The sequence below is a fragment of the Microbacterium sp. CFH 31415 genome, from assembly GCF_022538185.1.
Classification (GTDB): domain Bacteria; phylum Actinomycetota; class Actinomycetes; order Actinomycetales; family Microbacteriaceae; genus Microbacterium.
In genome coordinates this window covers 1-12626 of sequence record NZ_JAKYXC010000001.1, presented here as the reverse complement: position 1 = coordinate 12626, position 12626 = coordinate 1, and the positions used below count along the sequence as shown (strand labels likewise).

At 71.2% G+C, this 12626-nt stretch carries 13 protein-coding genes and 1 rRNA gene; 7 read left to right on the top strand and 7 right to left on the bottom strand.

The features are described 5' to 3' along the window. Nucleotides 1-13 precede the first annotated feature (13 nt). Genes MK786_RS00070 through MK786_RS00060 form a run of 3 tightly spaced genes read left to right on the top strand, consistent with a single transcriptional unit; the run spans nt 14 to nt 4302 of the window. Nucleotides 14-1036: an endonuclease/exonuclease/phosphatase family protein gene (locus MK786_RS00070; RefSeq protein ID WP_241110233.1), complete on the top strand. Its 1023-nt coding sequence runs from the start codon at nt 14-16 to the stop codon at nt 1034-1036. 39 nt (nt 1037-1075) lie between these two features. Then, the gene (locus MK786_RS00065) at nt 1076-2500 is read left to right on the top strand and encodes an aminopeptidase P family protein (RefSeq protein ID WP_241110232.1); all 1425 of its coding nucleotides are present in this window, start codon (nt 1076-1078) and stop codon (nt 2498-2500) included. Between the two features lie 2 nt (nt 2501-2502). Then, nucleotides 2503-4302, top strand: a complete 1800-nt coding sequence (locus MK786_RS00060; protein ID WP_241110231.1) for a gamma-glutamyltransferase family protein — start codon at nt 2503-2505, stop codon at nt 4300-4302. A gap of 2 nt (nt 4303-4304) precedes the next feature. Here the strand turns inward: MK786_RS00060 and MK786_RS00055 are convergent, their stop codons facing one another. Further along, nucleotides 4305-4988: an alpha/beta family hydrolase gene (locus MK786_RS00055; protein ID WP_241110230.1), complete on the bottom strand. Its 684-nt coding sequence runs from the start codon at nt 4986-4988 to the stop codon at nt 4305-4307. Continuing rightward, nucleotides 4988-5692 (bottom strand): general stress protein, encoded by a 705-nt coding sequence (locus MK786_RS00050; RefSeq protein ID WP_241110229.1) that lies wholly within the window; start codon nt 5690-5692, stop codon nt 4988-4990. Before MK786_RS00050 ends, MK786_RS00055 begins: the two co-directional genes overlap by 1 nt. 40 nt (nt 5693-5732) lie before the next feature. Here MK786_RS00050 and MK786_RS00045 point away from each other — a divergent pair, with 40 nt between their 5' ends. Genes MK786_RS00045 through MK786_RS00035 form a run of 3 tightly spaced genes read left to right on the top strand, consistent with a single transcriptional unit; the run spans nt 5733 to nt 8694 of the window. Beyond that, nucleotides 5733-7016, top strand: a complete 1284-nt coding sequence (locus tag MK786_RS00045) for a magnesium transporter MgtE N-terminal domain-containing protein (RefSeq protein WP_241110228.1) — start codon at nt 5733-5735, stop codon at nt 7014-7016. Further along, nucleotides 7016-7543, top strand: a complete 528-nt coding sequence (locus tag MK786_RS00040; RefSeq protein WP_241110227.1) for a DUF1003 domain-containing protein — start codon at nt 7016-7018, stop codon at nt 7541-7543. Before MK786_RS00045 ends, MK786_RS00040 begins: the two co-directional genes overlap by 1 nt. Further along, on the top strand, nt 7543-8694 hold the full coding sequence (locus tag MK786_RS00035) for an Mrp/NBP35 family ATP-binding protein (RefSeq protein WP_241110226.1): 1152 nt from the start codon (nt 7543-7545) through the stop codon (nt 8692-8694). The genes MK786_RS00040 and MK786_RS00035 overlap by 1 nt, the downstream gene beginning before the upstream one ends. Before the next feature lie 10 nt (nt 8695-8704). Here the strand turns inward: MK786_RS00035 and MK786_RS00030 are convergent, their stop codons facing one another. Beyond that, a complete protein-coding gene (locus MK786_RS00030) occupies nt 8705-9097 on the bottom strand; it encodes a twin-arginine translocase TatA/TatE family subunit (RefSeq protein WP_191766629.1) in 393 nt (130 codons plus the stop codon). A 71-nt stretch (nt 9098-9168) separates the two neighbouring features. Between MK786_RS00030 and MK786_RS00025 the strand changes: the two genes are divergently transcribed. Beyond that, the gene (locus tag MK786_RS00025; RefSeq protein WP_241110225.1) at nt 9169-9804 is read left to right on the top strand and encodes an O-methyltransferase; all 636 of its coding nucleotides are present in this window, start codon (nt 9169-9171) and stop codon (nt 9802-9804) included. A 67-nt stretch (nt 9805-9871) separates the two neighbouring features. On the opposite strand, the gene MK786_RS00020 is transcribed toward MK786_RS00025, so the two are convergent. From MK786_RS00020 to rrf, 4 genes are all read right to left on the bottom strand, one after another. Next, entirely contained in the window at nt 9872-10045 is a 174-nt protein-coding gene (locus MK786_RS00020; protein WP_127474371.1) for a DUF3117 domain-containing protein, read from the bottom strand. Between the two features lie 98 nt (nt 10046-10143). Continuing rightward, on the bottom strand, nt 10144-11367 hold the full coding sequence (locus MK786_RS00015) for a hypothetical protein (RefSeq protein ID WP_241110224.1): 1224 nt from the start codon (nt 11365-11367) through the stop codon (nt 10144-10146). Then, entirely contained in the window at nt 11349-12425 is a 1077-nt protein-coding gene (gene dapE / locus MK786_RS00010) for a succinyl-diaminopimelate desuccinylase (RefSeq protein WP_241110223.1), read from the bottom strand. Before dapE ends, MK786_RS00015 begins: the two co-directional genes overlap by 19 nt. 124 nt (nt 12426-12549) lie before the next feature. Next, a 5S ribosomal RNA gene (gene rrf / locus MK786_RS00005) occupies nt 12550-12626 on the bottom strand; the annotation flags it as partial.

Genomic DNA, 12626 nt, shown 5'->3' with positions numbered 1-12626 from the left:
TAGAGTCGCCGACGTGCTTCGCCTGTTCGGGATCCTCGTGACCGTGCTCTGCGCGATCACGGCGGCCGTGCTGACGTGGCCCGGGTTCTTCCGCGTGGAGCGCTTCTACCCGGTGGCCCAGATCGTGTCGTTCCGCGGGCTCCTCGCGCTCGCGTTCGCGCTGATCGCCGTCCTCGCCCTGCTGATCGCCATCGTGCGGCCGATCCGTGCGTTCTCACTGTCGATCGCGGTCGTCGTCGGTGTGGCGGCCGTCGCGAACGGGGTCATCCTGATGGGCAGGGGCGGCATGGGCACCGAGGCCCTGCCTGCCAAGACCGACACGGCGATCCGCGTGATGACGTGGAACACGGCCGGACCAGCGACCCCGCCCGATACGATCGCGAAGATCGCCGTCGCGATGGACGCCGACATCGTCGCGCTCCCCGAGACGACCATCGAGACGGGCGAGCAGGTCGCCATCGCGATGCGCGAGCTCGGGCACCGGATGTGGGCGCACCACGCCGAAGACCCCTCGACCGAGTGGGATGCCGGCTCCACGACGCTGCTCATCTCCCCCGAGCTCGGCGACTACGCCGTCATCGAGTCGTCGATCGACGGCACGAGCAACACGTCGACGGTGCCGAGCGCCGTGGCGATGCCCACGGACGGCAAAGGGCCTATCGTCGTCGCTGCGCACGCCGTCGCGCCGCGCCCCAGCTACATGCAGGACTGGCGCGACGACCTGCAGTGGCTCGCCGACCAGTGCGCCGAGGCCAACGTCATCATGGCCGGCGACTTCAACGCGACCGTAGACCATATGTCGGCCCTCGGAGTGGACGACCGCACGCTGGGCCTGTGCGACGACGCCGCGATCGCGACGGGGAACGGCGCCATCGGGACATGGTCGGCGGAGATGCCGTCGGTGCTCGGCACGCCCATCGACCACGTCATGACCTCTGCTCACTGGGAGGCCACCGGCTCGCTCGTGCTGCGCTCGATGGACGGCTCCGGATCGGACCACCGCCCCCTCATCGTGCAGCTGGAGCCTGTGGACTGAGCCCTCCGTCGCGCGGCGGTCGCGTGACAGACTGGAGCCATGACCACCACAGGCGACAGCGACACGATCGCGCAGACGGACGCCGAGACCCCCGCCTCGACGAACACGAACCGGCGTCAGCCCTACGGCCAGGGCTTCCTCGACACCATCTCCGAGGGATGGGCGGAGCGGCCCGACTCGATGCCGCCGGCCCGCGAGCAGACGGCGTACACGGCCGCCCGGCGCGACGCGGTGTCGGCGGCGTTCCCGGGCAAGCGCCTCATCATCCCGGCGGGCGAGCTCAAGCAGCGCAGCAACGACACCGACTATCCGTTCCGTGCGCACTCTGCGTTCTCGCATCTCACCGGCTGGGCTGCCGACGCCGAGCCCGGCTCAGTGCTCGTGTTCGAGCCGCGCGAGAGCGGCGGTCACGACGTGACCCTGTACTTCCGTGAGCGCGCCGACCGCACGACGGCGGAGTTCTACTCGGATGCCTCGATCGGCGAGTTCTGGATCGGCCCGCGTCCCCCCCTGGCGGGTGTCGCCGCCGACCTGGGCGTCGCGACCGCCCACATCGACGAGTTCGCGTCTCGCGACGGCGAGCTCCAGCTCGACGAGGACGAGGACCTCACCCGCTTCGTGTCGGAGCTGCGCCTGGTCAAGGACGAGTACGAGGTGGCGCAGATGAAGCTCGCCGTCGAGGTCACCGCCCGCGGATTCGACGACATCGTCGCCAACATCCCGGCGATCGTCGCCCATCCCCGCGGCGAGCGCATCGTCGAGGGCGTCTTCCACCAGCGCGCCCGCAGCGACGGCAACGCGGTCGGGTACGACACCATCGCGGCGGCCGGCCCGCACGCGTGCTATCTGCACTGGACGCGCAACGACGGCGCCGTCGTTCCGGGTGACCTCATCCTGATCGACGCCGGCGCCGAGGTGGACAGCCTCTACACCGCCGACATCACGCGCACGCTCCCGGTCAGCGGCACGTTCACCGACATCCAGCGCCGCATCTACGAGACGGTCCGCGAGGCCGCCGACGCCGCGTTCGCGGCGGCGAGGCCGGGCGTGAAGTTCCGCACCGTGCACGAAGCGGCGATGCAGGTCATCGCGACCCGCGTGGCCGAGTGGGGTCTGCTGCCGGTGACGGCCGAGGAGGCGCTCGACGCCGACAGCGGCGGCCACCACCGCCGTTACATGGTTCACGGCACGAGCCACCACCTCGGCATCGACGTGCACGACTGCGCGCAGGCGCGGCGCGACATGTACTACGACGGCCTCCTCGAGCCCGGCATGGTCTTCACGATCGAGCCCGGCCTCTACTTCCAGATCGACGACGTCACGGTGCCCGAGGAGTACCGCGGCATCGGCGTGCGGATCGAGGACGACATCCTCATGACCGCCGACGGGCCGGTCAACCTCTCCGCCGACATCCCGCGCACCGCCGACGAGGTCGAGGCCTGGATCGCGCGACTCTCCGCCTGAGCGTGGCCTACACCCCGCCGCCCGCGTTCACCACGCGCCCGACCCTGTCGGGCACGTTCGGCATGTCCGCCTCGACGCACTGGCTCGCGACCGCGACCGCGCAGTCGGTGCTCGAGCGCGGCGGCAATGCGTTCGACGCGGCGGTCGCGGCCGCGTTCGTGCTTCACGTCGTCGAGCCGCATCTGAACGGACCCGGCGGCGACCTCGTCGGGATCTTCCAGACGGCGGATGCCGTGTCCCCGACGGTCCTGATGGGCCAGGGACCGGCGCCCGCCGGCGCCACGATCGAGCACTACCGCGCCGAGGGACTCGATCTCGTCCCCGGCTCCGGCGCCCTGGCCGCGGCAGTGCCGGGCGCGGTGGACGCGTGGCTGCTGCTCCTGCGCGACCACGGCACGTGGGAGCTCGGCGACGTGCTGTCGTACGCGATCGGCTACGCGCGCGACGGTCATCCGATCGTGCGGCAGGCCGCTGCGACCATCGCCCGCGTCGCGGAGCTCTTCGTCGAGGACTGGACGACCTCGCGCGACCTGTGGATGCCCGGCGGTGCGCCGCCGGCGCCCGGCGACGTCGTGCGGAATCCGGCGTACGGCGACGTGCTCGACGGGCTCGTGCATGCCTCCTGCACGGTGCGCGATGACGGGCCGGTCGGCCGCGCTGCGCGCATCGATGCCGCCCGCCACGAGTGGAAGACCGGGCAGGTCGCGCAGGAGGCCGCGGCGTTCGCCGCCGATCCGCACCGTCACTCGGCGGGCGGAGTCCACGCCGGCGTCATCACGGCCGACGACTTCGCGGCGTTCGACGCCGGGTACGAGCCCGCGGTCACCCGGGACTTCCGCGGGCACACGATCGTGAAAGCCGGCGTCTGGACGCAGGGCCCCGCGCTCCTGCAGACCCTCGCGCTGCTCGAACCACTCGACGACGACTTGCTCGACCCGTCGCAGGAACCCGGCGCCCACACGATCCTGGAAGCGCAGAAGCTCGCGCTCGCCGACCGCGACGCGTGGTTCGGCGACGCCGACGTCGAGCTCGACGCCCTCCTCTCCCCCGACTACCTGGACGAGCGGCGCTCGCTGATCGTCTCGTCGGCCTCGACGGAGTTCCGGCCCGGCGCGCTCGGCGGGCGCTCCGGCTTCCGCCCGCCGCTGCGCACGTCGTACGACGCGACGGGCGTCGGGACCGGTGAGCCCACCGTCGCGAAGACGGGCGAGACCCGCGGCGATACGTGCCACCTCGACGTCATCGACCGCTGGGGCAACATCGTGTCGGCGACGCCGTCGGGCGGCTGGCTGCAGTCGTCTCCGGCCATTCCCGGCCTGGGGTTCTGCCTCGGCACCCGCCTTCAGATGACCTGGCTCGAGCCGGGGCATCCGTCCTCCCTCGTCCCCGGACGCCGTCCTCGCACGACACTCACGCCGACACTCGTGCTGCGCGACGGCGCACCCGAGTTCGCGATCGGCTCACCCGGCGGCGATCAGCAGGACCAGTGGCAGCTGCTGGCTCTGCTGCGCATGATCGTCGGCGGCTACTCGCCGCAGGAGGCGATCGACGCACCGTCGCTGCACACGACGGCGATGCCGGAGTCGTTCTGGCCGCGCACCTGGACGCCCGCGGGCGCCGTCGTCGAAGACCGTCTGGGCGAGTCGGTCATCGCGGGCCTCGAGCGCCGGGGGCATGCCGTGACCCGCGCAGGCGACTGGTCGCTGGGCCGTGTCTCTGCGGTGGGGAGGGATGCCGCGACCGGCGTCCTGTGGGCGGCGGCGAACCCGCGCGGCATGCAGGGATACGCGGCCGGGCGCTGACGCTACTCCGACCGACGACGCATCCAGTGAGCGACGGCCGGGGCCAGTTCGGCGCCGACCTCGTCGGCCGGGCGCTTGCGGCCCTTGATCTCGAACGAGTGCCCGCCCCCGTCGATCCAGAGGATCTCGGCATCCTGGCACGACGCGACCGCCTGTTCGAGCTGCTCGACGGGCTGGATGAACGGGTCGTTCGTGCCTTCGAGGAAGAGCTGCGGCGGCGTGACGTCGGGAAGGTGCGCGGTGCGCGCCTTGCCGGGGTCGCCGGGCGGGTGCAGCGGGTAGCCCAGGTAGATGAGGCCGCGCGGGGCGATGCGCCCCTCCGCCGCCGCCATCGAGGCCATGCGTCCGCCGTACGACTTGCCCGCCGCCCAGAGCGGCAGGTCCGGGGCGTGCTCCGTCGCCGCCGCCTCGACCGCGGCCCACGTCGTGACGGCGTGGGCGGCCGGGCCCGGCATCCGTCGTCCTGCTTCGAGGTAGGGGAAGGTGAACCGCAGGGTTGCGACGCCGTTGTCGTGGAGCGCATGCGCAAGTCCGGTGAGGAACGGATGCCGCATCCCGGCGCCGGCGCCGTGCGCGATGCCGAGCAGCGCCCACGCGTCGTCGGGGCGACCGAGCAGGGCCGACACCTCGACCTGGCCGCTGGGGAGCTCGACCGCGATGCGCAGGTCGGTCTCGACCGTCGCCATCAGCGGTCGGAGCCCGCCTCGGACCCGGCGGCCTCGCCTTCCGAGGGCTCACGAGGCGCAGCGGGAGCAGCGGGAGCAGCGGGAGCAGCGGGGGCGGCCCCCGCCGGACCGTCGTCCGCCGCAGCGGTCGACGCCGGCGACACACGCTCGCCGTAGCGCGGCGGTTCGGGGTCGCCTTCGGGCGCCCCAAGGACCACCGGCGGCGTCGAGCTCTGCGCGGGCGGGTCGGGCGCGGCCTGCGGGCCGAGCACCTGGCGGGCGCGGTGGATGCTGGTCGCCGCGACGGTGACCTCGTAGTGGTCCGCGACCACCTGCATCACCGACGCGTAGTCGCGACGACGGCGCACGAACGAGTAGGTGATGATGCTCAGGAGCATGCCGATCGCGATGCCGACGAACAGCACACCGACGAAGGCCTGGATCGGCACCGTGGGCGAGCCGATCACGAGGATGGCGGAGAAGAGCAGGCCGAGCAGCAGTCCGTTGATCGCGCCGGAGCGGGCGGCGGAGGCGTAGCCGAGCCGTCCGGTCACCTTCTCGATGGAGCGCAGGCCCTGCCCCACGATCGCGATGTCACGGGCGGGCACCTCGCCGGCGATGAGTGACGACACGGCCTTCTGCGCGGCGTCGTACGTGGGGAAGCTGGCGACGGTCTGACCGACCTCCTCAGACCCCTGGGGAAAGCGTCCGCCCATCATGGTCATCTCCCCATCCTCCCACGGTGTCCGGACTACGCTGGAACGCGTGAGCACGCAGAGGGTATTCGTGGCGCGCCTGTCCGGGTGCTCCGTCTTCGACCCCGCAGGCGACCGCCTCGGGCGGGTGCGCGACGTCGTGGTCATATACCGCAAGGACGATCCGCCGCGGGTGATCGGGCTGGTGGTCGAGATCCCGGGCCGTCGTCACGTGTTCGTCTCGATCGGCCGCGTCACGTCGATCGCCACCGGGCAGGTCATCACGACCGGTCTCATCAACGTGCGGCGGTTCCAGCAGCGCGGCGGCGAGGTGCGTGTGATGGCCGAGCTCCTCGGGCGCAAGGTGTACCTCAACGACGGCTCGGGCACCGCGGTCATCGAAGACGTCGCGATCGAGCGCAACCGTCTCGGCGAATGGGACATCGGTCAGCTCTTCCTGCGCCGGCCGCGAACGAGCGCGTCGCCGTTCGCCAAGGGTCCGACGACCTTCGCGTCGTGGCAGGACGTGCGCGAGCAGCAGAACCCCGGCGAGGCTCAGTCGGCCGAGCAGCTCGTGGCGACCTACTCCGACCTCAAGCCGGCCGACCTCGCCAACACCCTGCTCGACCTTCCCGACGAGCGGCTCATCGAGGTCGCCGAGGAGCTGCCAGACGACCGACTCGCCGACGCGCTCGAAGAGATGCCCGAAGAGGAGCAGGTCCACATCCTCGAGGCGCTCGGCGATGAGCGCGCGGCCGACATCCTCGATGCTATGGAGCCGGATGACGCGGCCGACCTGCTGGGCCAGCTGCCGGAATCGCGGTCCGAAGAGCTGCTCGAGCTCATGGAGCCCGAAGAGGCCGAAGACGTGCGCGCGCTGCTGAAGTACGGCCCCGACACCGCGGGCGGTCTCATGACCAGCGAGCCCATCGTGCTGTCCGCCGACGCGACCGTCGCCGAGGCCCTCGCCCTCATCCGCCGGCACGAGCTGCACCCCGCCTTGGCCGCCGCCGTCTTCGTCACCCTCCCGCCGTACGAGACGCCGACAGGTCGGCTGCTGGGCACCGTGCACTTCCAGCGGATGCTGCGCTATCCGCCGCACGAGCGGCTCGGCGCCATCATCGACGACACGCTCGATCCGCTGCCGGCCTCGGCATCGGCCGCCGAGGTCGCCCGTCTCCTCGCGAGCTACAACCTCGTGTCGGTGCCGGTCGTCGACCAGGCGCACCGGCTCGTCGGCGCCGTCAGCATCGACGACGTGCTCGACTACCTGCTGCCCGACGACTGGCGCTCGCACGGCGAGGCGCCACCGGCGGTCCCCGTCTCGACCGCGACGATTCCGAGGCGCTCGTGATGGCGCGCCGGCAGGCGCGCCAGGTGGCGCTCGACGCACCGCGCGGCCGCTCCGGGATGCTGCAGCGCACGCCGCAGCCGTCGCAGGACCGGTTCGGCCGTTTCTCCGAGGCATTCGCCCGGGGCATGGGCACCTCGGGTTTCCTCATCGGCATGACGGTCTTCGTCGTCGTGTGGCTCGCGTGGAACACCTTCGCGCCCGTCCCGCTGCAGTTCGATCCGCGCGCGCAGAACTTCACCCTGCTCACGCTGATCCTCTCGTTGCAGGCCTCGTACGCCGCACCGCTCATCCTCCTCGCGCAGAACCGCCAGGACGACCGCGACCGCGTGCAGATCGAGCAGGACCGCCAGCGCGCCGAGCGCAACCTCGCCGACACCGAATACCTGGCCCGCGAGGTGGTAGCGCTGCGCATGGCGGTGACCGACTTCTCCGACGAGGTCGTCACGCGCGAGGTGCTCCGCGCCGAGCTGCGTGCGCTCCTCGAGAAGATCGAGCTGCGCGACGACACGCCGGACGGCACCGGCTGATGAGCGAACCCACCGCGGACGCCGTCCGCCGGGCGGTCGACGCCGTGCTCGATCCCGAACTGCGTCGGCCCATCGGCGAGCTCGACATGGTGCGCGACATCGCCGTCAACGGCGGAATCGCCGAAGTCGCCATCGTGCTCACGATCGTCGGCTGCCCCGCCGCCGAGCGCATCGCGGCCGATGTGCGCCGGGCCGCGGCATCCGTTCCCGGAATCTCGGAGGTCGCGCTCGACGTGGGGGTGATGACGCCTCAGGAGCGCCAGGGGCTCACCGAGCGACTGCGCGGCGGCCGCACCCGCGAGATGCCCTTCGGTCCCGGCACCCTCACCCGGGTGATCGCCGTGACGAGCGGCAAGGGCGGCGTGGGCAAGTCGACCGTCACCGCCAACCTCGCCGTCGCGCTGGCCGCCCGCGGGCTGGCCGTCGGGCTGATCGACGCCGATGTGCACGGCTTCTCCATCCCCGGGCAGCTCGGCCTCGTCGGACCCGACGGCGCGGTGCCGCAGCCGACGCGCATCGACGACCTCATGCTTCCGCCGGTCGCCCACGGAGTGAAGGTCATCTCGATCGGCATGTTCCTGCGCCGCGGGCCCGGCACCGAGCCGCTCGGCGCGGTGGCGTGGCGCGGACCCATGCTGCACCGCACCGTGCAGCAGTTCCTCACCGACGTGTATTTCGGCGATCTCGACGTGCTGCTGCTCGACATGCCGCCCGGCACGGGCGACGTCGCGATCTCCGTCGGTCAGCTGCTGCCGAACGCCGATGTGCTGGTGGTGACCACGCCCCAGGCGGCTGCGTCCGACGTCGCCGTGCGCAGCGGACTCGTCGCCCGCCAGACCGGTCAGCGGGTGGTCGGCGTCGTCGAGAACATGGCCGCCATGACCTTGCCCGACGGCACGACGCTCGACCTCTTCGGATCCGGCGGCGGGACGGCGGTCGCGTCAGCCTTGTCGCGCGAAGGGGCGGAGGTGCCGTTGATGGGCTCGGTGCCCCTCAGTCCCGTTCTGCGAGGGGACGCGGACGCCGGCATCCCGGCCGTCCTCGCCCACCCCGAGGATGCGGCGGCGCGCGAGATCGGGCGCATCGCGCAGGCTCTCCTGGTCGAGCCGCGGGGTCTCGCGGGTCGTTCGCTGCCGCTGCGTCCGCAGTGATCGGGACTTGTCAGGTCGCCTCGGTGTCGTACGGCGTCGGCCCGTCCTCCGGTCCGCGGAAGGGCGAGCGCACGGGGGGCGGCGGCGGGGTCCCCGTGGACGCGACGGCAGCACCGGCCTGAGCAGCCCGCACCGTGGGAACCGGCGCGTCGTCGAGCAGCGCTTCCCGGATGATCCGCCGCGGGTCGTACTGCCGCGGGTCGAGCGTACGCCAGTCGACGTCGTCGAAGTCCTCCCCCATCTCGTCGCGCACGCGGGTGCGCGCCGTCGAGAGCCAGTCCCGTGCGCGACGGGTGAAGCTGCCGAGCGACTCCGCGTACCGGGGAAGCCGTTCGGGACCGACGATGAGCGCGGCGACGAGGCCGATCAGCAGCAGCTTCTCGATCGTGAGGCCGAAGAACATGAGATCAGGTTACCGCCGCGCCTGAGCCGTGAGCGCACGCGTTCCCCGTAGGCTTTCCGCGGAGGATGTCGATGGGAGAGCAGAACGCGAATCAGCGATTCGCCGCCGAGGCGACGGTCGAGCCGGACCACATCGCGAGGGCGCGTGCCCACGCGCTCGAGCTCGGTGCCGCGCCGATCAGCGCCCCCGTCGGCGCTCAGTGCGCCCTCATCGCCGCAGCATCCCAAGCCCTCAACATCGTCGAGATCGGCACCGGTGCCGGCGTCTCGGGTCTGTGGCTGCTGCGCGGCTCGCCTCGGGCCACGCTGACGACGATCGACAAGGAGCCGGAGCACCTCGGCGCTGCACGCCAGGCGTTCGCCGACGCGAAGATCCCGCCGGCGCGGGCGCGCTTCATCACGGGGCGCGCCGCCGAAGTCCTCCCCCGGATGAACGAGGCCTCGTACGACATCGTGCTCGTCGACGCCGACCCCGAGGGAGTCATCGAGTACGTCGAGCACGGCCTGCGGCTGGTGCGCGCGGGAGGCACGGTGCTCGTTCCGCGGGTGATGGCCGGCGGCGCGGTCGCCGACCCGGTGCGCCGTGATCCCGTGACGACCGCGTACCGATCGCTCATCCAGGAGACGCAGGCGTCGCCCGCTGTCATCGGCGCACTGTCGATCGTCGGTGAGGGGCTCCTGCAGCTGACCACCGTTCCGACCGACTGAGCCGCGTCGTCCGCGGACGCGAAAACGGCCGGTCCGAAGACCGGCCGTTCCGTGGAACGAGTGTGACTCAGGCGGGGCTGACGACTCCGCCCAGAACGTCGTAGAGCTCCTTGGCCTCAGCGTCGTTGACGGAGACGACGAGACGACCGCCACCTTCGAGCGGCACGCGCACGATGATGAGGCGACCCTCCTTCACGGCCTCCATTGGCCCGTCTCCGGTTCTCGGCTTCATGGCTGCCATTGCGGCTCCCTTTCATCGATGGTCTGCACATCAAGTTTATCGTGACCCTGCGACGCTCGCGCGACACTTGTGGACATGGAGTCCCATACCGCAATACTTCACGGCACCTGCCAGATCACATTCCCGAGCGCGTACATGTTGTAGATCCACCACCACTGCCCGACGAGGCAGGCGACGAGCACGCCGACTCGCCAGATGTTCGAACGCGGCACGGCGACCGCCCCCCACAGCGGCGACAGCGGGACGAGCAGGCGGAACAGGCTCGACTGCGGGAAGAAGACCAGCAGGAGGTACACGACGTAGCTCGCGCTCCACAGCCGCACCTCGACGCCGAGTCGCTTGACCTGCGGCACGAACAGGAGAACGGCCCCGATGGCGAGGACGGCTGCCCCGACCACGACGTAGCCGAGCGCGATGGGCAGGTGCCACACGGTGTCGAACCAGAAGGCGGTCGCGGTGAGGAATCCCTCGAACGGGAAGAACGCCGCCTCCCCCGGAATCCAGTTGCGCCGCCATGCGAGCTCCGTCGCGAGGTACGCGCCGCTGTCACCGGTGAGGAGTCCCGCGACGACCTGCCACGCGAACCCGACGAGGACGGCGAGGAGGCCGAGGGCGACGATGTTCACGATCTCTCGGGCGGGCAACGGCTCCCGGCGACGCGTGAACCAGCGCCAGATGCCGAAGAGGCCGAGGAACAGAGCGAACGCCAGCACGCCGGGGCGGGTGAATCCCATCACCGGGATAAGCCCGTACAGCCACACGTAGCGGCGACGCATCACGCACCACAGGGCGAGGAAGAGCCAGAGCAGGTACAGCGCCTCGGCGTAGCCCACCTGGAAGAGCGCGGCGAGCGGGCCGGCAGCGAAGAACGTGACCGCCCACAGCGCCGCGGTGTCGTCGATCCGGCTGCGCAGCAGGTGGAAGAGGACGAGGGATGCCGCGTACCCAGCCACCAACGAGACGACGAACGCGCCTGCCGCGAAGGTGCCGAACGGCAGCGCGACGATCTTCGCCAGCTGCGGATAGATGGGCATGAAAGCCCAGGCGTTCTCGGCCACCGCTCCGGAGTCCGTGAGCGGGAGCTCGGTGGGGTAGCCCCCTACGGCGACGAGCCAGTACCACTGCGCGTCCCAGCCCAGAACGAAATCGGCGAGCGTCGGGTCCGGACCGAATCGCGAGTCGAAGCCCGAGAGCTCCGCAGCGAGCAGCAGGAACCCCGTCGTCACCACGCGAGCCACGAAGTAGATCGCACCGACCCGGACCGCCGCGCGTCCCGCGCTCAGGCGCGGGTGGACCGCGGAGGTCAGCTGCCGCTCAGCCACGCGCGCAGGCCCCGCTCCACCGCGTCGATCTGGCCGACGGGCACGCGCTCCTCGTCGTGGTGCGCGAGGTGGGGGTCGCCCGGACCGTAGTTGACCGCCGGCACGCCCAGTGCGCTGAAACGCGCGACATCGGTCCAGCCGTACTTCGGGCGCGGTTCGGCCCCGACTGCGGCGACGAACTCCTGCGCGAGCGGTGCATCGAGTCCCGGTCGCGCGCCGACGGCCAGATCGACGATCTCGACGTCGAACCCGGCGAACACGTCGCGCATGTGCTGCTCCGCCTCGGCGGCGTCGCGACTCGGTGCGAAGCGGTAGTTGACCTCGATCTCGCACAGATCCGGGATCACGTTGCCCGCGACCCCGCCGCTGATGCGGACGGCGTTGAGGCCCTCGCGGTAGACGAGTCCCTCCACCGGCACGTCACGCGGACGGTACTCGGCGAGGCGGGCGAGCACCGGGGCGGCGCTGTGGATGGCGTTCTGGCCGATCCAGGCCCGCGCGCTGTGGGAGCGGACACCGTGGGTCCGCACGATGGCGCGGAGGTTGCCGTTGCAGCCGCCCTCGACCTCGCCGTTGGACGGCTCGCCGAGGATCGCGAAGTCGGCCGCGAACAGATCTGGGCGCGTCCGGGCGAGTCGGGTGAGGCCGTTGAGGTCGGCGTCGACCTCCTCGTGGTCGTACCACATCCAGGTGATGTCCACTCGAGGCGCGACCAGCTCGGCCGCGAGCTTGAGCTGGACGGCGACACCGCCCTTCATGTCGACGGTGCCGCGACCCCAGATGAATGGCTCGCCGTCGATCTCGATGTCACGCGTCGGCACGTTGCCGTTGATCGGCACGGTGTCGATGTGACCGGCGATCGCGACCCGCTGAGCTCTGCCCTGCGTGGTGCGCGCCACGATCGTGTCGCCGTCGCGATAGACCTCGAGATGAGGGAGTGCGGACACCTCCGCGAAGATGAGGTCAGCCAGCGTGGTCTCGTCACCCGAGACGCTCGGGATGTCGCAGATCGTGCGGGTGAGGTCGGCAGAGGTCGCGGTGAGATCGAGCGCCGGCATCCCCCGAGTCTACCGATGCCGTCGTTGATGCGTTCCGTCGCGCGGGCAGCAGTATCTGCACTCCGGAGGCGACGGTTAACGCGAAATGGCCACCCTGCGTTGGGTGGCCATTTCGGTAATGGAAGTCCGGCGGTGTCCTACTCTCCCACAGGGTCCCCCCTGCAGTACCATCGGCGCTGAGAGGCTTAGCTTCCGGGTTCG